This is a genomic window from Rhizobium sp. 01N48, from assembly GCF_056399145.1.
This window is the reverse complement of the sequence record NZ_JBFTQT010000009.1, coordinates 202,968-227,580: the sequence shown is the minus strand read 5'-3', so window position 1 is coordinate 227,580 and position 24,613 is coordinate 202,968. Positions and strand designations below refer to the sequence as shown.

Genomic DNA, 24,613 nt, shown 5'->3' with positions numbered 1-24,613 from the left:
CCCTGGCGACTGTTCGGGTTCGATGGAACGACGGACCTGGCCCCGGCTCTGACGCGGGCTTTAACGCCCAAGGGGGTAGCGGGCTCCGGTCCGTCACCGCAGGGAGGAGCTAGATCCGATGCGGCAATCGTCAAGTTACAAGGGGGGTAATGCTGGCGCCAAGTCAGCTAGTTCAGCAAATCAAGACGGCCGAGCGTTCACCCAACCCATCAACCAATCCGCTTACCCAGCAAACCCAACAGCCGCCGGCCGCCCAAGCGCCTTGAACACGGTGCCCACAATCCCAGCTCGGTCGAGCCCGGCTTGCGCATTCATCACCTCGGGCTTTGCCTGCTCCACCCAGAGATCGGGCATCACGAGCGAGCGAGCCTTCAGCCCGTTGTCGAGCAGACCCTCGGTCGCCAGGAACTGCAGCACATGGCTGCCGAAGCCGCCGACGGCACCTTCTTCAACGGTGATCAGCATCTCGTGGTGACGCGCCAGCTGGCGGATCAGGTCGTGGTCGAGCGGCTTGGCGAAGCGCGCATCGGCGACCGTGGTCGAAAGGCCCGCGGCGTCGAGGTCTTCGGCCGCCAGCATGCAGTCCGCCAGGCGGGTGCCGAAGGAGAGCAGCGCCACCTTGGTGCCTTCCTTGACGATACGGCCCTTGCCGATCTGCAGGATTTCGCCGCGAACCGGCATCTCGACGCCCACGCCTTCACCGCGCGGATAGCGGAAGGAGATCGGGCCGGCATCATAGGCGGCTGCGGTACGCACCATGTGCTTCAGCTCCGCCTCGTCGGCGGCGGCCATGACGACGAAGCCAGGCAACGTGGCCAGGAAGGTCGTGTCGAACGAGCCCGCATGCGTCGGGCCGTCGGCGCCGACGAAGCCGGCGCGGTCGATCGGGAAGCGCACCGGCAAGCCCTGGATCGCCACATCGTGCACCACCTGGTCGAAGGCGCGCTGCAGGAAGGTCGAGTAAAGTGCTGTAAACGGCTTGTAACCTTCGGCGGCAAGTCCGGCTGCGAAGGTCACGGCATGTTGCTCGGCAATGCCGACGTCGAAACAGCGCGACGGAAACACGCTTGCCAGCTTGTCGAGACCCGTGCCGCTCGGCATGGCGGCGGTGATGCCGACGATCTTGTCGTCGAGCTCCGCTTCCTGCACCAGCGCCTCGGCAAACACATTGGTGTAGCTCGGCGCATTCGGCTTCACCTTCGCCTGCGCGCCGGTGATGACGTCGAACTTGTTGACGCCGTGATACTTGTCGGCGGCGGCTTCCGCCGGCGCGTAGCCCTTGCCCTTCTGCGTGACCACATGGATCAGCACCGGCCCATGCGCATTGTCTCGCACATTGCGCAGCACAGGCAGCAGGTGCTCGAAGGAGTGGCCGTCGATCGGCCCGATATGATAGAAACCCATCTCCTCGAACATGGTGCCGCCGGTCACGTAACCGCGCGCATGCTCGACGGCGCGGGTGATGGCGCGATCGACCGATTTGCCGAGATAGCTGGTCAGTTTCTTGCCGACCTCGCGCATGCCCATATAGGTGCGGCCAGAGGCCAGGCGCGCCAGGTAGGCGCTCATGGCGCCGGTCGGCGGCGCGATCGACATGTCGTTGTCGTTGAGGATGACGATCAGCCGCGCATCGAGCGCGCCGGCATTGTTGAGCGCCTCATAGGCCATGCCCGCCGACATCGCGCCGTCGCCGATCACCGCGATGACATTGCGCTTCGAGCCGGAAAGATCCGCCGCCACCGCCATGCCAAGGCCGGCCGAGATCGAGGTTGAGGAGTGTGCTGCGCCAAACGGGTCGTATTCGCTTTCGGCGCGGCGGGTAAAGCCCGAGAGCCCGCCTTCCTGGCGCAGCGTGCGGATGCGATCGCGACGGCCGGTCAGAATCTTGTGCGGATAACACTGGTGCCCGACATCGAAGATCAGCTTGTCGTCGGGCGTGTTGAAGACATTGTGGATGGCGATCGTCAATTCGACGACGCCGAGGCCGGCGCCCAGATGTCCGCCCGTCTTCGACACCGCATCGATCATCTCGTCGCGCACCTCGCGCGCAAGCTGCGGCAGGTCGCGATCCTCCAGCTTTCGGAGGTCGGCCGGATAAATGACCTTGTCCAGCAGCAGCGTCTTCGGCGGTTGTGTCACGGGAGGCACTCTTTCTTGTCGTTCTTGTTCTTGTCGTCTTTTCCAGGCGTTTTGGGGCACATAGCCTTTAGGCCATAAGTTGCGGTGAAAGAAGTCGATTTCAAGAACCGCAAGGATCCTTTCTAGAGGAGAACGCTACTCCGGCAAAGGGACGAATTCCTCTTCATCCCCCGGAACGATGTCGAAACGGCCGGTGCGCCACTCTTCCTTGGCCTTTTCGATCCGCTCTTTCGACGAGGAAACGAAGTTCCACCAGATGTAGCGCTTCGAGTTCAGCGCCGCCCCGCCGAACAGCATGAGATGACAGTCCTGGCTCCCGCCCTCAAGCGTGATCGCGTCCCCCGGACGGAAGACCAGCAGCTGATCGGCCGCGAATCGGTCGCCCGCGATCACCACCTCGCCCGACAGCACATAGATCGCCCGCTCCTCATGCACGGCGGCGAACGGGAATTTCGCGCCGGCATCGAGATTGATATCGGCATAAAGCGTGTCGGAAAACACGCTCACCGGCGAGGTCATGCCCTCGAACGCGCCGATCACCACCCGCCCGCGCACCCCGCGTTCGTCGATCACGGGCATCTCGCTCTTTTCCGTATGCGCGAAGGAGGGATCGATCTCCTCCTTGTCATCAGGCAGCGCCAGCCACGTCTGCAGCCCGGACATCAGGAGCGGATGGCCGCGCAGATTATCGGGCGTCCGCTCCGAATGCACGATACCGCGCCCCGCCGTCATCAGGTTGATATCGCCGGGCCGGATCACCTTCTCGGTCCCAAGGCTGTCGAGATGCCGGATCTCGCCGTCAAACAGATAGGTCACCGTCGACAGCCCGATATGCGGATGCGGCTTCACATCGAGCGCCTCGTCCGGCTTCAGGATCGCCGGCCCCATGCGATCGAAAAAGATAAACGGCCCCACCAGCCGCCGCTGCCTTGTCGGCAATGCGCGGCGCACCTGAAACCCGCCGATATCGCTGGTACGGGGGATGATCAGGTTCTCGATGGCGTCGCAGGCAAAGGCATCGCCGGGGAGGGGGTCTTTGCCGGGGAAGAAGGACATGGGTGTCTCCGTTGGCGAAAGTGGTGAGCTTATTTGTCGGCCGCTTCGTGAGCTTCGATCACCAATTCTATATCTCTGAGAAGTGGGTGAATATTCTTTTCAATCAGTTCCCAGATACGCGGCAGCATGACGTCTTCATAGTCGTGGCGAAGGATATTGCCTATGCCGCGTATCGCTTGCCAGTCGTGGCCGGGAAGCAGCTCTTCGGCGAAGCTGCCGAGTTTGACCGCAGCCTCCGAAATGCGCGAGATACAGCGCTCGCTTGCGTCCGCAGCCATCTCGTTGGCAACGAACTCAGCGTAGGTCATGCCTTCGGTATAGGCCAATATCTTTCGACTATTGTCGGTGATGTCGGCCAGACGGAGCCATGGTTTGCTAGAAGGCAACTTGGCGGTCTCTTTCGATCTCTTTGGCGAGGCGAGGCTTCTCGATCGGTTCCGAGATGACGTCGACAGGCCGGCCGGTGATATCTTCAAGTCTTTCTTTGAGACGATACAGTGTCCCGAAATATCCAAAGCCGGAATGCAGCACCTCGTCCGTAAGCTCAACGATGACATCGATGTCGGACTCCGCAGTCGCTTCGCCGCGGGCGACCGAGCCAAACAGCGAAAGCCCGAGAACGCCCTCAGCCCTGAGCGCGTCCTCATGCTTGCGAATGATCGCGATGACCTGGTCCTTGTCCATGCCGCCAATATAATCGACCTCTGCGACTTGGTCGAGACGCCGCCGTAACCGGCCGAGCCGCCCGCAGCGATCACATCGCCGTAAACCCGTTGTCGACGAACAGATGCGCGCCGTTGACGAAGCTCGACTCATCGCTCGCCAAATAAAGCGCCGCGCGTGCCACATCCTCCGGCTCGCCGATCCGCCCCTGCTGCGCCGCAATCGCGGCATCCGAGACATCGACACCGAGTTTCTGCAGGTCGGCCACTTCGCGCAGGCCGTGCGGCGTGCGGATGAAGCCGGGGCAGACCGCGTTGCAGCGGATGTTGCGGTCGCGGAATTCGACGGCGATCGCCCGCGCGAACATATGCACGGCGCCCTTGGTCGTGTCGTAGAGCACTTCCATCGGCGTCGCGGCGACTGCCGAGATCGACGAGGTGCAGACGATCGATCCACCGCCGGCCGCAATCATCTTCGGCAGCACCGCCTTGGTCATCAGGAACATCGAGCGCACGTTGACGGCATGCAGCCAGTCCCATTCCTCAAGCGTGGTCTCAAGGAACGGCTTGATGACGATCGTGCCGGCATGGTTGAAGAGCACGGTCACCGCGCCGTACCGCGCTTCGATGTCCGCGACCGTCGCGTTCACCGCCGTCTCGTCGGACACATCCGCCGTCCAGAAATCGGCCTCGCCACCTGCGGCGCGGATATCACGCACCGTCTCAGCCGCCGCGTCGCCATTGCGGTCGATGATCGCAACCTTCGCGCCCTCGGCCGCAAACAGCTTCGACGCCGCTCCGCCCATGCCGGTCGCCCCGCCCGAAATAATCGCGATCTTGCCCTTCAATCTATCCGTCATGCCGTCTCGTCCCCTCTGGTGTTTCGGGGATGATAGACCGCCATTTGGCGGATGGCCAAGGGGTTTAATGGGGTGTGAACAGGGAGGGTGCCATTGCCATTTTAGCGAGGCGCACGCAGTCGAACAAAGTCAGGTTCGCGGGCATCACACTTACCTCCCTCATTCCTGTGCTTGTCACAGGAATCCAGCCGACGCGCGTCCGCGCGGCGAAGAGAGCCTATTGCGATCAAGGACTTGATCGCGCTGGATCCCTGTGACGAGCACAGGGATGAGGGCGGAGTTGGGGCCGCGCACTACCGCTATACGCGCTCAAGCCCCGTCCAGCGGCTCCACCCCCTGCGGTTTTCCCGCGCGGTCGAGCCTGATCTTCTCAATCCGGTTCTCTGCAGCCGAGAGCAGCGTCTCGCAATGCTTCTTCAGCGCTTCGCCGCGCTCGTAGATCTCGATGGACTCGTCCAGCGCCACGTCGCCGCGTTCCAGCCGGGCGACGATGCTTTCGAGTTCGGCGACAGCCTTTTCGAAAGAGAGGCCGGAAACCTCCGGCTTGGCGTTGTCGGTCATGCTCAACCCTTCATCATTCTCAAAACATGCAGCCCGGCCGATTCGGCCAGGCCCTCCAGATCATAGCCGCCTTCCAGAAGGCTGACGACCCGGTTGCCGGCACTTTTGTCGGCCACTTCGAGCAGCCGCCCGGTCGCCCAGTCGAAGTCCTCGCCGACAAGGTTGATCTGCGCCAGCGGGTCGCGGTGATGCGCGTCGAAGCCGGCCGAAATGATGATGAGGTCGGGGCGGAAGTCGTTGAGCGCCGGCAGCACTCGGGATTTGAACGCCTCGCGGAAATGCTCGCTGCCGACATTGGGCGAAAGCGGCGCGTTGACGATCGTGTCGTGTGCGCCGGTTTCGTTCTTGGCGCCGCTGCCGGGATAGAGCGGCATCTGGTGCGTAGAGCAGAACAACACGGACGGATCGTCCCAGAAGATGTCCTGCGTGCCGTTGCCGTGGTGCACGTCCCAATCGACAATCGCGACGCGCTCGGCGCCGTGCCTAAGCTGGGCGTGGCGGGCGGCGATGGCGGCGTTGTTGAAGAAGCAGAAGCCCATCGCCTTGGACTTTTCGGCGTGGTGGCCGGGTGGCCTTGAAGCGACGAAGACATTGTCCGCCTTGCCTGTGAAGACGTCGTCGACCGCCGCCATCGCGCCGCCGATCCCCGTCAACGCCGCCTGCAGGCTTTTCGGGCTGGCATAGGTGTCGGCCTCGAGTTGGTTGATCTCGCCTTCTTCCTCCGGCACCTGCCGCATGACGGAAAAGAGATGCTCTTCCGGATGCGCCAGAAGCACGGCGTCTTCCGATGCCTGCGGCGCCTGCTGGCGGTCCAGCCGGTCGAAATGCGGATGCCCCAGCGCCACGTTCAGCGCCCGCAGCCGGTCGGATCGCTCGGGGTGGCCCTCGGGCGTGATGTGTTCCAGAAAGATCGGATGTTCGTAAAGGCGGGTGCTCATGCAATCACTCTATCTGCCGGCCTCGTCATGTTCCACAGCAGATGGGGTAGGGGCTCGCGATTTCAACAATCGTGCGCTGTCATACGCCTTTCGCGTTCATTTACATAATATTAGCAGGCGATTATTCTTGGGGGACTAAAGCAATTCCAGCAAAAGTGTAGCGCGGTTTTTCGTCCGGAATTGCGCAATAGCAAAGGCTGAGACTGGGGGAAATCGATGAACGCTGCGATGCGCTCCAACATTGTGCAGATCCACGTGCCGTTCCGCGATGTGGACATGAACGGCCAGATGTTCCTCGGCTCCTATATCTCCTATGCCGAATCCGCGCTGGCGAAATTCTGGTCCGAGCGACCCGACTTGGCGGACGAGCCACTCTATGTGGCGAGCAAGATCACCTGCATCCTGCATCGGCCTCTGCGCTACGACGAAATGGTGCTGTTTACCACTGCCGTCGACAAGATCGGCGTGCGCTCCGTCGGCTTCATCATCGCGGTGGATACGGGCGAAGAGCGCGCTGCCGAGGTCGAGATCGTCTGGCAGGCGCAGACGCGCGATGACAAGGCGCCGGTCCCGCTGCCTGAGGTGACGCGGGACTGGCTCTACGGTTTCATGAACTAGCTTTAGTTCTTGACGGGCAGCAGCGGATAGCCGGCCATGACCGCGCGGCCGACCAGTGCCGCAACGAAGGCCTTGATCACGTCACCGGGAATGAACGCCATCGAGCCGGTAAACGCAGCCTTGAGGCCGATCTGCGCGGCAAAGGCGAGATAGACGATGCCGAAGGCATAGAGCACGACGATCCCGCCCATCATGGCCGCGAAGAAGAAGCCGGTCAGCTGCATCCCGGCCGCCTGGCCGTGCTTCACCAGCCGTTCGCTGATATAACCGGTCGTGAAGGCGGCGAAGACCCAGCCGATCAGGAAGCCCGTGGTGGGTGCCGCAAATGCCGCCAGCCCGCCGCGACCGCCGGAGAGGACTGGCAGGCCGATGGCGACAAGCACCAGCACGATCAACACCGCCACCGTGCCGCGCCGGGCGCCGAGCACCACGCCGGCCATCATCACGCCAAGCGACTGCGCCGTGATCGGCACCGGAATGAAGCCGAGCGTGATCGGCGGCAGAATGCCGAGCGCGACGATGATGGCGGCAAACAGGGCGGACAGAACGAGGTCTCGGGTGCTCATGATGGCTCCGTGGTTCAATAGGTGCTAATTCACATGCCGCCGAATACCGCGCGCGTCAATCGCAGCCGCGATGTTATCAGCATCCTTCAGCGTCAGGATGATCAGCGGCACCAGCACGGTCGCCGGCCGCACCTTCAGCCCGCGCGCATGGTGCGCCTCGGCAATTGCGTGGTAACGGCCGATGATTTCAGGCACGAAGCGCACCACCAGCCCGACGGCAAGCCCGACATCGTCGGCCCGCACCAGGCCAAGCCGCTCCAGCGGTCGGGCGGCCAGCGTGATCTCGTCCATGAAGGCGGCGATCGTTGTGGTCGCGGTGACGCTCGCGGCAAACAGCATCAGCGCCGTCAGCCGAAGCAGCGCCACGACCGCGCCATGCCAGGGATTGAAGGCGAGGCTGAAAACGGCGACGATGAGAATGGTGAGAAGGATCGGCTTCAAGCGCGCAAGGGCTGCGCGAACCGGCATGCCGATGCCGAAATAGACGGCGCCGGTGGCGACGACGGCCACGGCCAGCAGCGCTATGTTGGCGGTGGTAAACAGCGCGATGCCGAGCACGGCAAGCACGATGAGCTTCACCCGCGCCGAGATCAGGTGCAGCCGGCTATTGCCCTCGACATAGAGCGATTGCATCAGGCCGCGAGCTCCCGGTAGCGGGCGATCGCCGCGGCGGCCGGCGCATCGGCTGCCAGTTGCCCCTGGTGAAACACCAGCACGCGCGGATAATCGGCGATCAGCTCCAGATCGTGGGTGATGACGATGGCGCTTTCGTGCAGGCTCTCGATCAGCCCCTGCACGAGGCCGCGGTTGCGCAGGTCGAGCTGGTTGGTCGGTTCGTCGAGAATGAGGATGTCGGGCCCGGTGGCGAGAACCGAACATAGGGCCGCCATCTGCAGTTCGCCACCGGAAAGCTCGTGCGCGCGCCGCTCGGCCAGATGCCCGGCGTTGAAGCGATCGAGCACCTCGGTCACCCTGGCCTCGATCGCGGCCTTCGCAAGCCCGCGGCTCTTCAGCCCGAAGGCGATATCATCGCGCACGACAGGCAGGATGATCTGGTTCTGCGGCGATTGGAAGATGAAGCCGACATCGCCGAGCGCTGCCTTCTCGTCCGACGTGTCGCGCCCGTTGACGATGACGCGGCCTGACGTCGGCTTGGTCAGCCCGTTGATCAGCCGCGCGAAGGTCGTCTTGCCGGAGCCGTTCAGCCCGATGATGGCGATGCGCTTTTCGGTGAGCTCGAGCGTCAGCGGCTGCAGCGCAGTCCGCGACCCGTAGCTGACGCCGGCGCTTTCGAAACGGATATTCACTGCGTCCCCCTGAGGTGAAGCGCCGTTCTATAAACGAATGCGGCCGGAGGGAAGATCAAAACGTGGGCTGTTGGAAGCCCATTGCATCCTCGCCCGAACCCGCCATATTCGGGTGGCTAGGAACATTTTCCGGATTATCATCGCTGCCATGACGAAGCTGATCTCCAATGCCGACGCCCGCCGCATCTTTCTGGCCAAGCAGGGCCTGAGTGCCCCGCCCAATCGCGTGCTCACCAAATCCGGCCTGCTGCAGCTGATCCACGATCTCGGCTTCGTGCAGATCGACAGCATCCAGTGGGTGGAGCGCGCCCATCACCAGATCCTCTTCTCGCGCAACCAGACCTACAAGCGCGAGCATCTGACGGCACTGCTCGAAAAGGATGGCGCGCTGTTCGAGCACTGGACGCACGACGCGTCCATCCTGCCGAGCAGCTACTTCCGCTATTGGAAGCACAAGTTCCGCCGCGAGGAGGAGGTCCTGGTGGATCGCTGGCGCAAATGGCGCGGCGAGGGCTTCGAGGACGCCTTCGACGAGACCTACGAGCGGGTGAGCCGCGACGGCGCCATCATGGCGCGCGAGATCAAGGCCGATGGCCACGTCTCCGGAGGCTGGTGGAACTGGCACCCCAACAAGACGGCGCTCGAATATTTCTGGCGCACCGGCAAGTTCGCCATCTCCGGCCGCTCGAATTTCCAGAAGGTCTATGATCTGGTCGAGCGCGTCATCCCGGCCGAGTTCCACGAGCCCGAGGTCAGCCGCGAGGAATTCGTGGATTGGGCCTGCCGCAGCGCGCTGACGAGGCTGGGCTTTGCCACCCATGGCGAGATAGCGGCCTTCTGGGCGCTGGTCTCGCCGGATGAGGCCAAGGGCTGGGTCGTCGCCCACCGCGATGAACTGACCGAGATCCTGATCGAGCCGGCACTGGGCGGCAAGCCGCGCCCCTCATGGGCCTTTACGGATTTCCTCGATACGCTCGACGAATACGCAGCAGCACCGCCGCGCATCCGGGTGCTCAGCCCCTTCGATCCGATGATCCGCGATCGCAACCGCACCGAACGCCTGTTCGGCTTCTTCTACCGCATCGAGATCTTTGTGCCCGAGCCCAAGCGGGAGTACGGCTATTACGTCTTTCCGCTGCTGGAAGGCGATCGCCTGATCGGCCGCATCGACATGAAGGCGGACCGCAAGAAGGGCTCGCTCGACGTCAAGCGCCTGTGGCTGGAGCCGGGCGTAAAACCCTCCGCCGGCCGCCTTGAAAAGCTCGCCGCAGAGCTCGATCGCGTCGCCCGGTTCGCCGGCGTGGAGCGGGTCGAGATGCTGGATGGTTGGCGCGGCTAAGCGATTGTCATCGTTGAGATAGTTCGTATTTTAGATGATTACCGCCTGTTAATCTTGACGGGGGTTTACCATGCTTCTTCGCGAACTTCTTAAGGACCGTTCGCCTACGATTGGAGCATGAAAACACGAGCGATCAGATACGCCGCATGGACGGCATGGAACAGCCTCGCCCGCAGGGTCAGAGCACTGATGCGTAACCGTCGCGACGCCCGCGCCGCGGCGACAGGTTCGATCGTTTCGTTGAGCGAACAGCGTGCGCGGATGAAGCCCGTTACCGTCAAGTCCGCCCTGATCGATGCGGTCTATTTCAGCCAGGAAGACGGCAGATTGCGTGTCTGCCTGAACAATGGCGAGGAACGCATGTTCGAAGGCGTGGCCGAAGCCCATGTCATCGCCATGGTGACGTCTGAATCGCCAGGCAAATATTACATGCAGAACGTCCGGACCCGCTTCAAGCGCATCGCCGCCTGATGACGGTTCAAACCGGCGGGCCTTACCCGCCGGCTGACGATATTATCAGGCTCAGCAGATCTCTGTTTCCGCGATCTTGATGCCGAAGCCTTCGAGGCCGACATAGTGGCGCTCGCTGCGGGTCAAGAGCTTGATCGAGCTGACGCCAAGATCCTTCAGGATCTGCGCGCCGAGACCGATTTCCAGCCATTCGCTTTCACGGTTCTGCGCTTCCGCATGGGCTTCGCGGCCCTGGCCCAGCGCCTTGCGGCCATTGTCCTGGTGACCGACGCCAACAGAACCTTCGCGCAGATAGACGATGACGCCGCGACCCTTCTCGGCGATCTTCTTCATGTAGTGATCGACGGAGCGCTTGCCGAACAGGTCATCCACCACGCTTTCCGTGTGCAGGCGCACCGGAATGTCGATGCCATCGCGGATATCGCCGAAGACGACGGCGAGATGCTGCATCGGATCCCAGGGCAGGGAGTAGCTGTGCGCCTTGGCCTTGCCGAACGGCGTCTCGACATCGAAGCTCGCCTGCAGCTGGATCAGCGTTTCCTTGCGCTGGCGATAGGCGATGAGGTCGGCGACGGAGACCAGTTTCAGGCCGTGCTCTTCGGCAAAGCTCGATACCTGCGGGCCGCGCATCACGCTGCCGGTGTCGTTGACCAACTCGCAGATCACGCCGATCGGCGGCAGGCCGGCGAGCTTGCAGAGATCGACGGCGGCCTCGGTATGGCCCGAGCGCATCAGCACGCCACCCTCGCGGGCGACCAGCGGGAAGATGTGGCCGGGACGCACGAAGTCGGAGGCGCCGACATTCGGGTTGGCGAGGTTGCGCACCGTCAGCGTGCGGTCGTCGGCGGAAATGCCCGTGGTCGTGCCGTGCTTGAAATCGACGGTGACGGTGAAGGCCGTCGTATGCGCGCTATCGTTCTCCGCGACCATGGCGTTGAGGCCGAGGCGCTTGGCTTCTTCCTTCGGCATCGGCGTGCAGACGATGCCCGAGGTATGGCGCACGATGAAGGCCATCTTTTCCGGCGTACAGTGAACAGCGGCAACGATAAGATCGCCTTCGTTCTCGCGGCCGTCGTCATCGACGACGACAACGATTTCGCCGGCCTCGAAGGCCCGGATAGCGTCTACGACGCGCTTCTGATCGTAAGGCATGGGAACGTTCCTATTTCAGCCGGCCGGTCTGGCCGCGGTCTCGAAGGTAGTGGTCGGCGATAGCGCAGGCGATCATCGCTTCGCCGATCGGCACGGCGCGGATGCCGACGCAGGGGTCGTGGCGACCCTTGGTGCGGATATCGACATTCTTGCCGTCGGCATCGATCGACTGGCGCTCGGTCAGGATCGACGAGGTCGGCTTGATCGCGAAGCGGGCAATGACAGGCTGACCGGTCGAAATGCCGCCAAGAATGCCGCCGGCATGATTGGACAGGAAAATCGGCTGGCCGTCATTGCCCATGCGCATTTCGTCGGCGTTTTCTTCACCGGTGATTTCGGCCGCCTCGAAGCCGTTGCCGATCTCGACGCCCTTGACGGCGTTGATCGACATCAGAAGCGACGCGATGTCCTGGTCGAGCTTGCCGTAGATCGGCGCGCCCAAACCGGCCGGAACGCCGTCGGCGACCACCTCGACCACGGCGCCGATCGACGAGCCCTTCTTGCGGATACCGTCGAGATACTCTTCCCAGACGGGCACGATCTCGGGATCCGGCGCGAAGAACGGGTTCTGGTCGACCTGGTCCCAATCCCAATTGTCGCGGTTGATCTTGTGTTTGCCGATCTGCACCAGCGCGCCGCGCACGCGAACGCCGGGAACGACCAGCCGCGCGATGCCGCCGGCCGCAACGCGTGCCGCTGTCTCGCGCGCAGACGAACGCCCGCCGCCGCGATAGTCGCGAATCCCGTATTTCAGATCATAGGTGTAGTCGGCATGGCCCGGCCGGTACTGGCGGGCGATCTCGCCGTAATCCTTGGAGCGCTGGTCGGTATTCTCGATCAGCATCGAAATCGGCGTGCCGGTCGAGATCATCGTCTCGCCGTCGGCATCGAACATCACGCCGGAGAGCACCTTGACGAGGTCATCCTCGCGGCGCTGCGTCACGAAGCGCGACTGGCCGGGCTTGCGCTTGTCGAGCCACACCTGAAGGTCTGCAAGCTTGAAACGCAGGCCGGGAGGGCAGCCGTCGACGACGCAGCCAAGCGCCGGTCCGTGGCTTTCGCCCCAGGTGGTTACGCGGAAGAGGTGACCGAATGTATTGTGTGACATATGCTCCGACCGGATCGCGCCGCCGGGCGTCCCCGGGCCGCGCCATTCTTTAAAAAGGCGCGACACTCATAGGCCAAAAGCCGAGAGGGCAAAAGGCTTTCTTTGCGCCAAACCGTCTCCATTGGGAAACGGTGTTTCCTCAAATCCGAGAACAACCGCGCAATGCCATACTACGAAGCGATGCGCCACGCCGTATGGGTGGCCGCTTCGGTGAAATCGTCGAAGGAGAGGGGGCGCGAGAAGGCGTAGCCCTGCAGCAGGTCGCAGCCGAGTTCGAGAAGCAGGCTGGCATGCGCGACGGTCTCGACGCCCTCGGCCACGGTCTCGACGCCGAGCGAGCGGGCGATGTCGATGATCGAGCGCACCAGCGCGCGTTCCTGCGCAGAGGTGATGATCGGCTGCACCAGCTGCCGGTCAATCTTCAGCCGCTTCGGCTTCAGCTTCAGAAGGCTGACGATTGAGGTGTGCCCCGTGCCGAAATCGTCGATCTCGATATCGATCCCGAGCGCCTTGATCTTATCGAGGTTCTCGGCGGCGACGTCCTCGCTCTCGTCGAGGAAGATCGATTCCACCAGCTCGAACGAGATCTCGCCCGGCCGGATCTGCAGCATGCGCAGCGAATCGGCCAGCGCATCGTCATGCAGGCGCCGGGCAGATACGTTGACCGAGACCTTGGGAACGGAAACGCCAAGCGCCGCCCACCGCATCTTGTCCTTCAGCGCGGTTTCGAGAACGATGCGGTCGAGCGTCTGCACGACGTTGATCTCTTCCGCGATCTTCAGGAACTTGTCAGGCGTCAGCAGACCGCGGGACGGATGCTGCCAGCGCACCAGCGCCTCGACGCCGGTCAGCTGCATGGTGCGGGCGCTGAACTGCGGCTGGTACCAGGTGGTGAACTCGCCGTTCTCGATGCCCGAGAGGATCTCGTCGGCCAGCCGCTTGTTGTTGATGATGTCGGCCTGCAGATTGTGATTGAAGAACTGGAACCGATTGCGGCCCTGGCTCTTGGCGCGGTAGAGCGCGATGTCGGCGTTGATCAGCACCTTGCGGGCATCGACGCGCATCCCGCTTGCCAGCGCAATCCCGATCGACACCCCGCAGCGGCAGGCAAACCCCTGGAAGTCGATCGGCTGGCGCATCTCCTCGACGATCCGGCCCGAGAGCGCCGACATCTCTGCGTCATTGGCATTGAGCGCCAGGATGACGAATTCGTCGCCGCCGATGCGCGCCACGATGTCGCTCGGCCGAATGCTGCGCGAGAGCACGCGGGAGGCATGCACCAGCATGGCGTCGCCCGCCGCGTGGCCCAGCGTGTCGTTGATCTCCTTGAAGCGGTCGAGGTCGATGTGCAGGATCGCGAACTTTTGCCTGGCGTGCTGGCCGGCCTCGGTCAGCTGCTCCAGCGCCTTGTCGAGCTTGCGGCGGTTGGCGAGCCCCGTCAGCGGATCGTGCAGCGAATTGTGCTCGATGCGGTTGTTGGCGAGTTCGAGCTCGATGTTCTTGCCGATCGCCTCGTCCTTCGCCGCCTTCAGCTCCGCCGTCATGAGCGCGTCTTCGGTGATGTCGAAGGCAACGCCGATGATCTTCAGCTGGCCGTTCGATGTCGCATGCACCTTTCCGGTCGAGCGCACATAGCGCATCGTCCCGTCCTCAGTCGGCACGCGACAGACGACGGTATGGGTATCGCCGACCTTCTTGAAGTACCGCGCGCTTTCGATCGCCAATGGACGGTCTTCCTCGAGCACGCAGGAGAGCCACGTCTCCTCGTTCATGAAGCCGGCGCGGGGCTCCAGCCCGTAGAGCTCGTGCATCCGGTCGTCCCAGAAGGAGCCGGCCTTGCCGAGCGTGGCCTCCCAGATGCCGCACTGGTAGGAATCGAGCGCCAGATCGAGCTTGCCGGAGAGCTCGGCGAGTTCGGCCTCGCGATGCGAGAGTTCGTCGAGCGCAAGTTCCAGCTCGGCGTTCTTGATGTCGCTGCTGTCTTTCGCGCGACGCAGCGTCTCGGCGGCAACCGCATCGGCGGTCACATCCCAGACGATGCCGATCGTGCGGATGGTGCCGGCTGCGTCGTGATAGACCGAGCCCACCGAGCGCAGATAGCGCGTGCTGCCGTCCGAAAGCTCGATCCGGTATTGCGTCGTGTAGGAAGAGCCGGATCGGCCATCCTTCAAGAGGTGGATCTTCGCCACCCGGCGATCGTCGGGAACGATCGTTTCCAGCCAGTCGTCGAGCGAGTAGCTGCCCTCGATCGCTTGCTTGCCGTGAAGTGCGGCGGCGCGCCCATCCCAAAACAGGCTCTGGCCACCATTCCTCAATTCCCAGATGCCGATGTTGGAAGTTTCCAGCGCCAGGTTGAGCCGCTGCGACAGCTCCAGCAGCGTCTCCTCGCGCTTTTCCAGCTGCCTGATATTCTTGTTGCGCTCGCCAAGCAGAAGGGTCGCGAAGAACACGGGAATGATGGTGAGGCAGGCGGCGGCCAAGATGATGAACCGCAACGTCTGCTGATTCTCTGGAGGGGCGGTCCAGCCGGTCTTTGGCGCCGCCGCGATCTCCCAGCGCCCGCCCGCGAATGTGATCTTGCGCGTCAGCGGCCGCTGTCCCAGCACCTCCGGCGAGCCGAAGAACGGCGAGACCGCGGCACCCGTGGTTCCGAGATCGCGCAGCGCGATGGAGAGGTGGTCGAGATGTGGATATTTCTCGCGGTTCTCGCTGTCGCGCGCCGGCTTCAGGCCGGTATTCTCGTAGAACATGTCGGCGTCAATGACTGCCTCAACCGCGCCCCAGACCCGCCGCTGGCCGTTCTCCTTGACGAAGACGGGAAAGAAGATCGCGAAAGTGTCCTTGCCGTCGAGCGTCCGGATCGGGCCATAGAACCGCGCCTGCTGGTTGCCGGTGGTGCGCGCCACCGACTGGCGATCCATCAGGAATTCGCGCACGTCGTGACCAAGCCGATCCTTGCCCTCCGTCGCCGGAAATACCGACTGCACGATGAAATCGGGGGCAACGGCGATATGCACGAAATGCGGGTTCTGTATCAGCAGCCAGTTGATCTGCCGCTCCATCTCCTCGGCATTCACCTTCGAGCTGATCGCGACCATGTTGGAGAGGTCGCGCACGATAGTGATGTCCATGTTGATCTGGGCGGTCACGCGCGCGCGAATAAGGCTGGTCTCGTTTTCCGTGCGGATCGTCAATTCGCGAAGATTAGTCGCCGTATTGGCGCGATCCAGGCTGAAACCGACGATGATGACGACGACAGCGACCAGGCAGGAAACCAGAAACGAGATATGGGTATTCCGCAAAGAACTCCGCGTTGCCTCGTTATGTTTCCTGCGGAATAGCAAAACCCCAGTCTCCCCGTTTCCCTATGACTGTAAGTAGCGGGTGTTAATTTACGATTTCTTACAGGTAGTATTGGGAACACGTTTTAAGTGTATGGCTATATTAACAAACCCTCTTGATTGTTGTTAAAATGCGCTTCATCAATTGGGCGGGAATGGTCACGGTTCAGGGCAAATTTCGCCATATTCGGGAGGCTATCTATGCACAATTGGATGTTTGAGTCGTGTTTTCGAAGGAATGCCGTTATGCGCTTCGTAGTTGCTACACTTTTGGCCACAGCGAGTTTTCTGTCGCCGATCAGCGGCTTTGCCGAGAGCGCGGACGTGGAAGCGACGATCAAGAACATCGACATGAGCAATCTCAGCCTCACGCTCGATGACGGCAAGACCTATCAGGCGTCGGAAGAATTCAATTTCGAAGGCTTGAAGGCAGGCGTGAAGGTCATCGTCTTCTACACGGAAGTCGACGGAAAGCGCGTCATCAACGATCTCGATATCGTACAGTAATTCGGCTGGCGCGAAGCAGGCTTAGATCCAGGCGATCTGCTTCGTGTCGGTCTCGATCTTGAGAATCCGATCCTGCGGAATCTCGCCCTCGGCCGCTTCATCCTTCGGCACGTTGGCAATCGTCCTGAACAGGCTGCGAATGACGCCGCCATGCGTGACGCAGACCGTCGGCCGGTCCACCTCGTTCAGCCAGGAAGCCACCCGCCACGACATGATCTCGTAGCTCTCGGCATCGGCACCCGGCGGAATGAAATCCCACTTGTTCAGATTGCGCTCGACGATCCGGTCCTTGGCTGTCGCCTTCAGTTCCTTGACCGTAAAGCCTTCCCAGTCACCGAACGACACTTCGACCAGGCGCTCGTCGGTGCGGTAGTCCTTGGGCGGGAGGTTCATTGCTTCGCGGGCTATCTCCATCGTCGCCCGCGTGCGCCCAAGCGGGCTCGCGATGAAATCGAATTCGATGCCTTCGACTTTCAGGATTTCCGCGAGGTTGATGCCGTTCTGGCGCGCCTGCTCACGACCGATGGCATTGAGCGGAATATCCTTTTGCCCCTGCAGGCGACGTTCCGCGTTCCAGTCTGTCTGGCCGTGACGAATGACGTAGATAAGCAATGATCGGCTCCATATTGCAAACGGCCCCTGATCGCTTCCGCGAGGAGGGGCCGCGAGCATGACTCATAAGAGAGTACGATCAGTCTTTTATGACGGAAATATCCGGCGCGTCCACAGCCTTCATGCCGATAACATGATAACCGCTGTCGGCGTGATGCACTTCGCCGGTGACGGAGCGCGACAGGTCCGAAAGCATGTAGAGGCCGACATCGCCGACTTCTTCGATGGTGACGGTGCGGCGCAGCGGCGCGTTGTATTCGTTCCACTTGAGAATGTAGCGGAAGTCGCCAATGCCCGACGCTGCAAGCGTCTTGATCGGGCCGGCCGAGATCGCGTTGACGCGGATGTTCTTCGGTCCGAGATCGACCGCCAGATACTTCACGCTGGCTTCAAGAGCTGCCTTGGCAACGCCCATGACGTTATAGTTCGGCATGACCTTTTCGGCGCCGTAATAGGTCAGCGTCAGCATCGAGCCGCCATCCGTCATCAGCTTCTCGGCGCGGCGTGCGACCGAGGTGAAGGAATAGACGGAGATCTGCATCGTCTTGGCGAAGTTGTCCGCCGAGGTGTCGACGTAACGGCCGGTGAGCTCGTCCTTGTCCGAAAAGCCGATCGCATGCACGATGAAGTCGATCTTGCCCCAGGTCTTCTCGATGTTGTCGAAAACCTCGTCGATCGATGCTTCATCGCTGACATCACAGTGTCCAGCAAGAATGCCACCGAGTTCAGCTGCCAGCGGCTCGACCCGCTTTTTCAGCGCATCGCCCTGATAAGTAAAGGCAACCTCGCCGCCCTGTGCATGAATAGCTTTGGCAATGCCCCACGCAATCGAACGATTGTTGGCAACGCCCATGATGACGCCGCGCTTGCCTGACATGAGGCCTTGTGCCTGAGCCATGTTTCGCCCCTTAGGTAAATTGATCGATCCTGCCTATGGCATAGCCGGCCAGCCGGTTCAAGATTGCTAGCAATCATCAACTGTTAGGGAACGTAACAAAGGGTGCTAATGTCACCCAAAATTCACAAAAACAGGCCGTTCTTCATAATTCTCATCAAATCCGTGACCTTATCGTCGGGCTTTTCCCACAGGATAATGCGCAGTTCGACCACCAGATCGCCCTTTCCGCCGTCCGATTTGGGCAATCCCTGACCTTCGAAGCGGATTGATTTGTCCGATCCCGACCATGCCGGCACGGTCACCGTCAGTGGTCCGTTCGGTCCGTCGATGCGTGCGTCGGTGCCGAGCACGGCGTTTTCGATGGTGACGGGAAGCACTGTGTGCAGGTCGAACCCGTCGACGGTGAAGTCGGCATGCGGGGCGATATGAATGTTGACGACCGCGTCGCCGCGCTGCATGCCCGTCAGCTTGTGACCCTGGCCCTTGAGGCGCACCGTGTGGCCCTCGGTGGTCCCCGGCGTCAGCGCGAAGCCGGCATCGCGGCCATCGCCGAGATCAACGTTCACCCAGGCGCCCTTCAAGATGTCCTCGATGGTCACTGTCGCGATTGCCAGCTGATCCGGCGCCTTCTCGGGCGCGGGGGCCGCGCCGCCGGTAAAGCGGCGTACGAATGAGGTGAGGAGGCTGAGCGGCTGCAGGACGGCAGCGCTCGCCGCCCCTGTCTCGTCCGCGCCGTGCTCGTCGTCTACTGTCTTGCCGAAGTCGCCGGCCTTGGCGCTCTCGGTAGTCTTATCTGTTTGCTTGTCGGCCTCGGCGCTCTCGGGCTCCGGCCGCTTGGCCCGGCTGGAAGCAAAGCCGCGCGTCCGTCCGCCACCGCTCGCCGTGCGCGCCTGGTTGCCGAAGATCCGCTCGATCATCTCTTCCGCGGGCTCGGCAGCACCTGCCTGCTGCTGTTGTTGCGGCTGCGGCTGCTTGGCGGCCGCCTTCTGTGCTGCAGCCCGTGCCAGCTCTTCCATCACCCGCTCGGCATTCTCCTGCGCCTGCTTGGCGCGGATCGCGGCTTCGCGCGCCGCCTGGCGCTGCGCCATGATGGTGTTTTCGTTCTGCTTCTCATTCTGCTTGGCTTCGGCTGCCCGCGCCGCGCTGTCGAAAAGACTGCGCTTCTTCGGGTCCTTCAGCGTGTCGTAGGCACGGCCGATCTCGGCGAAGCGCGCACCGGCCAGCGGGTCGCCCTGATTATGGTCAGGGTGCACCACCTTGGCCAAGTTGCGCCAAGCTGCCTTGATCTCGTCCTGCCCCGCATCGCGCCTGACGCCCAATATCTTATAAGGATCGCGCATGTTCCAAACCGCCCGGTGTCCAAATGCGAGGTGCCCTGTCCGGCACTCCGCAGCCCCGATTAAACTCATTTGGTGCGCCGAAGTTCGCTTCGCGTGCAGAAAATCTGCGCACATATGCGAACCACAGTCCCGCAAACTTGCTAATCAGTCCTTATTTGGCGTCAGGACACGCCACGGTTTCATGCGGAATGGTTATCTTTTGCTAAATCTGGAAACGAAGCCGAGCGCCGCCGTTAACGACTGCCTGAAAAGGCCGCTCAGCTCTCTGGCTGGAAGCTCAGAAGCTGCCAGTTGCCGCCGCCGACGAGGCAGGTCTTGCCGTAGAATTTCGAGATACCGACATAGGAGTGGCGCGTCGTCTTGAACTGACGGCAGACCTGGCCGGTGTCGTTGTTTTCGACGATCGTGTCGATCACGCCGGCGCTGCCGGTGGAAGCGTTCGCCCAGGGGAGGGGCCGTCCCTGCAGGCCGTTTATGTCGGCCGAGGTGACGGCATTACCCACGGTCATTTCGTCCGAGATGCTGTCGCTCGTCGGCGCCGGCTGCGGCACCGTGCCTGTGGCAACCGAACGGTCGACCTTGTTGCTGCTGAACATATCAAGCCCGCCGGCCACGCAGCCCGAGAGAGTAAGCACTGCCGTTCCGACAACGCAGATGGCCGCGCATTGGCGCATGAGGCCCTTTGTATGACGAACTGACTTTGCTATGACTTCCACCCTGTGTCCTGTCCAGTGGTTTTGGGCTGGGCAATTATCGAATAAACCCGGGGCATTTGAGCTAATATGTCGGAAAATGAGTTAACAACCAGTGACTTCACCGAGCAAAACGAGCCGTTCCAGCTCTTTGCGGATTGGCTGAAGGAAGCCGAAGCTTCCGAGATCAATGACCCGAATGCGGTGGCGCTTGCGACGGTCGATGAAGACGGCCTTCCCAATGTCCGCATGGTTCTCCTTAAGGGATTCGATCAAGACGGATTTGTGTTCTACACGAATTTCGAAAGTCAGAAAGGCCGCGAAATCCTCGGCCAGAAAAAAGCGGCCATGTGCTTCCACTGGAAGACGCTGCGGCGTCAGGTTCGGCTGCGCGGCCCGGTTGAAGTGGTGAGCGACGAAGAGGCCGACGCCTATTACAAGACCCGCGCCCGCGGCAGCCGCATCGGCGCCTGGGCGTCCAAGCAGTCGCGCCCGCTCGAAAGCCGCTTCGCGCTGGAGAAAGCCGTCGCCGAATACACCGCGCGCTATGCCATCGGTGAGATCCCGCGCCCGCAGCACTGGTCCGGCTTCCGCATTAAGCCGACCTCGATCGAGTTCTGGAAAGACCAGAAGTTCCGGCTCCACGACCGCATCGAGTTCCGCCGTGGCACGCCCGAGGGCGGCTGGGACAAGGTGCGGATGTATCCGTAAGCATCGCCTCGGTGGCGTCTGCGATCGCCCGTGCAAGGGCGCCACGAGGCCGTTGCTGCTGACATCGAAACGGAGCGCCGCGCAGTCACGGCGCTCCTCGCGCGAATTTTCATCCTAGGTTGAAAAGATCGTGCCCCCGAGGCGCTGGCGTCACCTGCAAATGGCACGCCGCCTCAAAAGAAAGTGATCGGTGGATAATCTGGCGTCGAGGGGCAGCCCTCAGCCGCGATTGCCCATCAGCTTCAACGGAATTCCCGAAGCAAGGCCGGAGACATAGCGCGGCTTCTGATAGAGCCCGTTGATCGATAGGCGCGGCAGATAGGTGGAGCGCTCAAGCGATTGCCGGCCGATCACGCCGGGCTGCGTCGTCACCGCCAGAGAAAAGCCGAGATCGCTGGCGATCGCCGCCTGCTGCTGCGTCACCGCCTCGCGCGTTCCATATGGATAGGCAAACGCATCAGGCCGGTGGCCGCTGATGACCTCGACATAATCCTGGGAGTGCGTCATCTCATCGCGAACCTCGGCGTCGGAGAGCCGCGCGACGGCACGGTGGCTGACGGTGTGGGCGCCGAGCGAGGCGAGCGGGCTGGCGTCCATGAGGTTGAGCTCCGGGGCGCCCATCACCAGATCGTCGACGATCTCGGTGGGGTCGATCCCGTGCGACCGCGCCAGCGCATCCACGGCCTCTACGGCAGACGTCTCCTCATGCGCATGAATATAGCGTGCGAAGCGGGCAAAGGCGCGGTGCTTGTCAGCGGGCGTCGCGGTGTCGATCGTCTCGGTGCCATCGCCGAAGTCGAAGCGCAGCCTGTCCTCGCGCCGCAAGAGCGCCGTCAGCGTCTCCCACCAGATCGTATGCGTCCGCTCCACCAGCCCCTTGGCCACGAAGATCGTGAACGGCGCCTCATGCCGCTCGAAGACGGGCATGGCGTAGACGAGATTGTTGCGATAGCCGTCGTCGAGCGTAAAGGCCGCGAAGGGCTGTGATGACTTGGGCTCGGCGAGCGCATCGGGAACATCAGCAAGCGACACGAATCGGTAGCCATCGCTCTTCAGCCGCGTCAGCACCGCGTCGAGAAAGTCCGGTGTGATCTCCAGATGCGCATTCGGCGAAAAGACGGAGGGCTCGTGGGGGCGAACGTGATGCAGCGTGAAGATCGCGCCCATACCGCGTGCGCCGCGCATCAGCCCGACCGAGCGCAGGAGGTTGGCCACCTCCAGCCCGCCAGTTATCGCGATCCGCTTTGCCAGCATTCTGGCGTTCATCATCTCCGCTCCGTTTGCGGGGTCGTGAGGAGGGCGACCCTAGCAAACGCGAGGTTAAGCCTTGCTGAATGCCGACTTTGCCTGAATTCTAATATTGCAGGGCGTGTTTTACGGTTTTTTCACCATAAAGGGTAAAATTTGACAAAAATGGTCCACGTTGCCGCAAAGTCGCGCCATATTGCGTCCATCTGTCTAAGAACGGGACAAAATTCGGGCGACGAGGGTCGGCTGTTCATCGAGGGGAAGTGCATGAGAAAGCTGTTGGCCGCGATTATAACCGCGACGTTGGTCGTTGCGGCGCCGTTGTCGGCTATGGCTGGCAGCGCTTCGCTCATCCTCGATGCGAGAACCGGCAAGGTTCTGTCGTCGGAAAACGCCGATGTCCTCAATCATCCCGCGTCTCTTACGAAGATGATGACGATCTACATGGCCTTTGAGGCCATTAATCGCGGCAAGATGAACTGGGATACCCCAATCGTCATGTCGAAATACGCGGCCTCCCGCCCGCCGACCAAGCTCGGCGCCAAGGCAGGAACGTCGATCACCGTGCGCGACGCGATCCTCGGCATGATCACAAAGTCGGCCAACGACGCCGCTGCCGCCATGGGCGAAAAGCTCGGCGGCTCTGAAAGCAATTTCGCCAGGCTGATGACGCAGAAGGCGCGCCAGCTTGGCATGAGCCGCACCACCTTCGTCAACGCGTCGGGCCTGCCGGATGGCCGCCAGATCACCACCGCCCGCGATATGTCGACGCTCGCCGTCGCCTTGATGAAGAATTATCCGCGCGAATATCGCCTGTTCTCGACCGCGAGCTTCAATTTCCGCGGCCGCCAGATTCGTGGCCACAACAACCTGATGTACCGCTACCAGGGCATGGACGGCATCAAGACCGGCTATACCAACGCTTCGGGCTTCAACCTCGTCAGCGCCGTCAAGGATGGCAACCGCCGTGTCGTCGGCGTGGTCCTCGGTGGCCGCACCGCCCGCAGCCGCGACGACAAGATGGCGGCCCTGCTCGACAAGGCCATGGGCCGCGCATCCTCTTCGGGTGGCGCCCGTCTGGTCGCAAGCGTCAATTCGCGAGAGCCTGTCGAAGTCGCCTCCGCGGCCGACGCCAGCGACCTGCCGGTTCCCGCATCCGCACCGCGTGTCGAGGATGTCGCCCCGGTCGCAGCACCCGAAATCGCCCGCAGCGAACTTGCACCGAAGGCGCTCGGCTATCTGAGCGACACCGTTCCGCAGGAGCGTCCCTCGGCGCTCGACGCCGTAACGCCGTCGGCAAAAATCGGCTCTGCAAAGCCACTCGCGTCCGTCGCCTCGACCGGCGACTGGTCGATCCAGATCTCGGCTGCCCCGAGCGACGAAGCCGCCCGCGCGCTTCTCGCCCAGGCCAAGTCCGAAGGCGGCGCCGCGCTGAAGTCGGCCAACCCCTATACGGAAGCCGTCGGCAAGGGCGCCAACAAGGTCTACCGCGCCCGCTTCGTCGGCTTCGAAAGCCGCGACGCAGCGACTTCAGCCTGCGACGCGCTGAAGAAGCGCTCCTACGACTGCATGCTACTCGGCGACCGCGGCTGATCCGCCAGCCATTCCGATTGGACATTGCTGCTGAATCAGGGTTCTCCTACGTAAACGAAAGGAGAACATGATGCTGGATGATCTTGCCCTGAAGTTCGAGCGGGCCTCGAGTGCCTATGCCGGAGAAAACGGCATCACCCGCGATGCCGACTGGTTTCTGCTGAAGCTCCAGGAAGAGATGGGCGAACTGACCCAGGCTTGGAACCGCGTCAGCGGGCGAGGGCGCCCCAAGGGCCGTTCCGGCGAAGACATGGCCCGCGACCTCGAAGACGAGGCCGCCGACGTGCTCGGCCACATCCTGCTTTTCGCGCACCAAAACGATCTCGATCTCGCGGCCGCGATCAAGCGCAAGTGGCTGTTTTCGCTGGATGAAGCTCTCTAAACCTCAGGCGGCGCTGAGGCTCAGCCTGTAGAACTTGCTGTCGACGGCCATGATGGGGAAGCTTGGCGGCAGCGTGCTCTTCTCGACTTCGACGAAGCCGTTCTTCTCGTAGAAGCGATGCGCCGCGAGAAACTTGTCCGTTGTGCCGAGATAGATATCGGCAAGCCCCTGCGCCTCTGCGTGCCGCACCAGCGCCGCAAGAAGCGCCGTGGCAACCCCACGTTCGCGGCCACGAAAATCCGCCGCCACGAACATCTTGCGAAGTGCCGCCCGGTCGTTGCCGATATCCTTCAGCCCGATCGTACCGACCACGGTGTCACCCGACGTCGCCACCCAGAACTGGCCCTTGCCCGACTGGTAGAAATCGGGAATGGCGGCCAGATCCGGCTGATCGGCGGCGGTGATCGCGATCCCGAACTCCTCGCTCTGGATCGGAAGGATGGTCGAGATCACGCCGTCCTTGTCTGACGGCGTGAAGGGGCGAATGCTGATATCGCTCATCGGGCAGCGCC

Annotated in this window: 26 protein-coding genes; 7 read left to right on the top strand and 19 right to left on the bottom strand. The window is 62.3% G+C overall.

Going from position 1 to position 24,613, the window contains the following annotated elements; genetic code table 11:
- Nucleotides 1-222: 222 nt before the first annotated feature.
- From dxs to AC1DOG_RS18425, 7 genes are all read right to left on the bottom strand, one after another.
- Nucleotides 223-2,139 carry a 1-deoxy-D-xylulose-5-phosphate synthase gene (dxs, locus tag AC1DOG_RS18455; protein ID WP_477930044.1) on the bottom strand — a complete coding sequence of 639 codons (1,917 nt, stop codon included), beginning with the start codon at nucleotides 2,137-2,139 and terminating at the stop codon, nucleotides 223-225.
- 135 nt (nucleotides 2,140-2,274) lie between these two features.
- The gene (locus AC1DOG_RS18450) at nucleotides 2,275-3,195 is read right to left on the bottom strand and encodes a pirin family protein (protein ID WP_477930042.1); all 921 of its coding nucleotides are present in this window, start codon (nucleotides 3,193-3,195) and stop codon (nucleotides 2,275-2,277) included.
- A 29-nt stretch (nucleotides 3,196-3,224) separates the two neighbouring features.
- Nucleotides 3,225-3,581 carry a HepT-like ribonuclease domain-containing protein gene (locus AC1DOG_RS18445; protein ID WP_477930040.1) on the bottom strand — a complete coding sequence of 119 codons (357 nt, stop codon included), beginning with the start codon at nucleotides 3,579-3,581 and terminating at the stop codon, nucleotides 3,225-3,227.
- Nucleotides 3,571-3,879, bottom strand: coding sequence for a nucleotidyltransferase domain-containing protein (locus AC1DOG_RS18440; RefSeq protein WP_026283648.1), 309 nt, complete (start codon nucleotides 3,877-3,879; stop codon nucleotides 3,571-3,573). The genes AC1DOG_RS18445 and AC1DOG_RS18440 overlap by 11 nt, the downstream gene beginning before the upstream one ends.
- Before the next feature lie 70 nt (nucleotides 3,880-3,949).
- The gene (locus AC1DOG_RS18435; RefSeq protein WP_477930037.1) at nucleotides 3,950-4,717 is read right to left on the bottom strand and encodes an SDR family NAD(P)-dependent oxidoreductase; all 768 of its coding nucleotides are present in this window, start codon (nucleotides 4,715-4,717) and stop codon (nucleotides 3,950-3,952) included.
- Nucleotides 4,718-5,026: 309 nt separating this feature from the next.
- Nucleotides 5,027-5,278 carry an exodeoxyribonuclease VII small subunit gene (locus AC1DOG_RS18430; protein ID WP_047507965.1) on the bottom strand — a complete coding sequence of 84 codons (252 nt, stop codon included), beginning with the start codon at nucleotides 5,276-5,278 and terminating at the stop codon, nucleotides 5,027-5,029.
- A 2-nt stretch (nucleotides 5,279-5,280) separates the two neighbouring features.
- Nucleotides 5,281-6,216, bottom strand: a complete 936-nt coding sequence (locus AC1DOG_RS18425) for a histone deacetylase family protein (protein ID WP_477930035.1) — start codon at nucleotides 6,214-6,216, stop codon at nucleotides 5,281-5,283.
- Between the two features lie 216 nt (nucleotides 6,217-6,432).
- On the opposite strand from AC1DOG_RS18425, the gene AC1DOG_RS18420 reads away from it, so the two are divergent.
- The gene (locus tag AC1DOG_RS18420; protein ID WP_477930033.1) at nucleotides 6,433-6,834 is read left to right on the top strand and encodes an acyl-CoA thioesterase; all 402 of its coding nucleotides are present in this window, start codon (nucleotides 6,433-6,435) and stop codon (nucleotides 6,832-6,834) included.
- A gap of 2 nt (nucleotides 6,835-6,836) precedes the next feature.
- On the opposite strand, the gene AC1DOG_RS18415 is transcribed toward AC1DOG_RS18420, so the two are convergent.
- Genes AC1DOG_RS18415 through AC1DOG_RS18405 form a run of 3 tightly spaced genes read right to left on the bottom strand, consistent with a single transcriptional unit; the run spans nucleotide 6,837 to nucleotide 8,707 of the window.
- The gene (locus AC1DOG_RS18415; RefSeq protein ID WP_018902054.1) at nucleotides 6,837-7,400 is read right to left on the bottom strand and encodes a biotin transporter BioY; all 564 of its coding nucleotides are present in this window, start codon (nucleotides 7,398-7,400) and stop codon (nucleotides 6,837-6,839) included.
- A gap of 24 nt (nucleotides 7,401-7,424) precedes the next feature.
- Nucleotides 7,425-8,033 carry an energy-coupling factor transporter transmembrane component T family protein gene (locus tag AC1DOG_RS18410; RefSeq protein WP_477930030.1) on the bottom strand — a complete coding sequence of 203 codons (609 nt, stop codon included), beginning with the start codon at nucleotides 8,031-8,033 and terminating at the stop codon, nucleotides 7,425-7,427.
- On the bottom strand, nucleotides 8,033-8,707 hold the full coding sequence (locus tag AC1DOG_RS18405) for an energy-coupling factor ABC transporter ATP-binding protein (RefSeq protein WP_477930028.1): 675 nt from the start codon (nucleotides 8,705-8,707) through the stop codon (nucleotides 8,033-8,035). The genes AC1DOG_RS18410 and AC1DOG_RS18405 overlap by 1 nt, the downstream gene beginning before the upstream one ends.
- Nucleotides 8,708-8,855: 148 nt before the next feature.
- On the opposite strand from AC1DOG_RS18405, the gene AC1DOG_RS18400 reads away from it, so the two are divergent.
- Entirely contained in the window at nucleotides 8,856-10,046 is a 1,191-nt protein-coding gene (locus tag AC1DOG_RS18400; protein ID WP_477930026.1) for a winged helix-turn-helix domain-containing protein, read from the top strand.
- Nucleotides 10,047-10,163: 117 nt separating this feature from the next.
- A complete protein-coding gene (locus AC1DOG_RS18395; RefSeq protein WP_081620002.1) occupies nucleotides 10,164-10,517 on the top strand; it encodes a KTSC domain-containing protein in 354 nt (117 codons plus the stop codon).
- A 51-nt stretch (nucleotides 10,518-10,568) separates the two neighbouring features.
- Here the strand turns inward: AC1DOG_RS18395 and ribB are convergent, their stop codons facing one another.
- From ribB to AC1DOG_RS18380, 3 genes are all read right to left on the bottom strand, one after another.
- Nucleotides 10,569-11,669, bottom strand: a complete 1,101-nt coding sequence (gene ribB / locus AC1DOG_RS18390) for a 3,4-dihydroxy-2-butanone-4-phosphate synthase (protein WP_477930024.1) — start codon at nucleotides 11,667-11,669, stop codon at nucleotides 10,569-10,571.
- Between the two features lie 10 nt (nucleotides 11,670-11,679).
- A complete protein-coding gene (gene aroC, locus AC1DOG_RS18385) occupies nucleotides 11,680-12,777 on the bottom strand; it encodes a chorismate synthase (RefSeq protein WP_209189443.1) in 1,098 nt (365 codons plus the stop codon).
- A gap of 170 nt (nucleotides 12,778-12,947) precedes the next feature.
- The gene (locus AC1DOG_RS18380; RefSeq protein WP_477930022.1) at nucleotides 12,948-16,079 is read right to left on the bottom strand and encodes an EAL domain-containing protein; all 3,132 of its coding nucleotides are present in this window, start codon (nucleotides 16,077-16,079) and stop codon (nucleotides 12,948-12,950) included.
- Between the two features lie 285 nt (nucleotides 16,080-16,364).
- Here AC1DOG_RS18380 and AC1DOG_RS18375 point away from each other — a divergent pair, with 285 nt between their 5' ends.
- Nucleotides 16,365-16,625 (top strand): DUF1344 domain-containing protein, encoded by a 261-nt coding sequence (locus AC1DOG_RS18375; RefSeq protein ID WP_018902046.1) that lies wholly within the window; start codon nucleotides 16,365-16,367, stop codon nucleotides 16,623-16,625.
- Nucleotides 16,626-16,646: 21 nt separating this feature from the next.
- Here the strand turns inward: AC1DOG_RS18375 and AC1DOG_RS18370 are convergent, their stop codons facing one another.
- The 4 genes from AC1DOG_RS18370 to AC1DOG_RS18355 form a co-directional block, all read right to left on the bottom strand.
- Nucleotides 16,647-17,237: a histidine phosphatase family protein gene (locus tag AC1DOG_RS18370; protein ID WP_018902045.1), complete on the bottom strand. Its 591-nt coding sequence runs from the start codon at nucleotides 17,235-17,237 to the stop codon at nucleotides 16,647-16,649.
- A gap of 79 nt (nucleotides 17,238-17,316) precedes the next feature.
- A complete protein-coding gene (fabI, locus tag AC1DOG_RS18365) occupies nucleotides 17,317-18,135 on the bottom strand; it encodes an enoyl-ACP reductase FabI (protein ID WP_026283646.1) in 819 nt (272 codons plus the stop codon).
- Between the two features lie 122 nt (nucleotides 18,136-18,257).
- Entirely contained in the window at nucleotides 18,258-19,475 is a 1,218-nt protein-coding gene (locus tag AC1DOG_RS18360; protein ID WP_477930019.1) for a DnaJ C-terminal domain-containing protein, read from the bottom strand.
- Nucleotides 19,476-19,732: 257 nt separating this feature from the next.
- Complete coding sequence (locus AC1DOG_RS18355; RefSeq protein ID WP_113200602.1) at nucleotides 19,733-20,191, bottom strand: RT0821/Lpp0805 family surface protein; 459 nt, start codon at nucleotides 20,189-20,191, stop codon at nucleotides 19,733-19,735.
- 66 nt (nucleotides 20,192-20,257) lie between these two features.
- Here AC1DOG_RS18355 and pdxH point away from each other — a divergent pair, with 66 nt between their 5' ends.
- Complete coding sequence (gene pdxH, locus AC1DOG_RS18350) at nucleotides 20,258-20,878, top strand: pyridoxamine 5'-phosphate oxidase (RefSeq protein WP_477930017.1); 621 nt, start codon at nucleotides 20,258-20,260, stop codon at nucleotides 20,876-20,878.
- Nucleotides 20,879-21,097: 219 nt separating this feature from the next.
- Here the strand turns inward: pdxH and AC1DOG_RS18345 are convergent, their stop codons facing one another.
- Nucleotides 21,098-22,147: a polysaccharide deacetylase family protein gene (locus AC1DOG_RS18345; RefSeq protein WP_477930015.1), complete on the bottom strand. Its 1,050-nt coding sequence runs from the start codon at nucleotides 22,145-22,147 to the stop codon at nucleotides 21,098-21,100.
- Nucleotides 22,148-22,393: 246 nt separating this feature from the next.
- On the opposite strand from AC1DOG_RS18345, the gene AC1DOG_RS18340 reads away from it, so the two are divergent.
- Nucleotides 22,394-23,719, top strand: coding sequence for a D-alanyl-D-alanine carboxypeptidase (locus AC1DOG_RS18340; protein WP_113008749.1), 1,326 nt, complete (start codon nucleotides 22,394-22,396; stop codon nucleotides 23,717-23,719).
- A 70-nt stretch (nucleotides 23,720-23,789) separates the two neighbouring features.
- Complete coding sequence (locus AC1DOG_RS18335; protein WP_018902038.1) at nucleotides 23,790-24,101, top strand: nucleoside triphosphate pyrophosphohydrolase family protein; 312 nt, start codon at nucleotides 23,790-23,792, stop codon at nucleotides 24,099-24,101.
- 3 nt (nucleotides 24,102-24,104) lie between these two features.
- Here AC1DOG_RS18335 and AC1DOG_RS18330 read toward each other — a convergent pair whose 3' ends face one another.
- Nucleotides 24,105-24,602 carry a GNAT family N-acetyltransferase gene (locus tag AC1DOG_RS18330; RefSeq protein WP_477930013.1) on the bottom strand — a complete coding sequence of 166 codons (498 nt, stop codon included), beginning with the start codon at nucleotides 24,600-24,602 and terminating at the stop codon, nucleotides 24,105-24,107.
- Nucleotides 24,603-24,613: the final 11 nt, after the last annotated feature.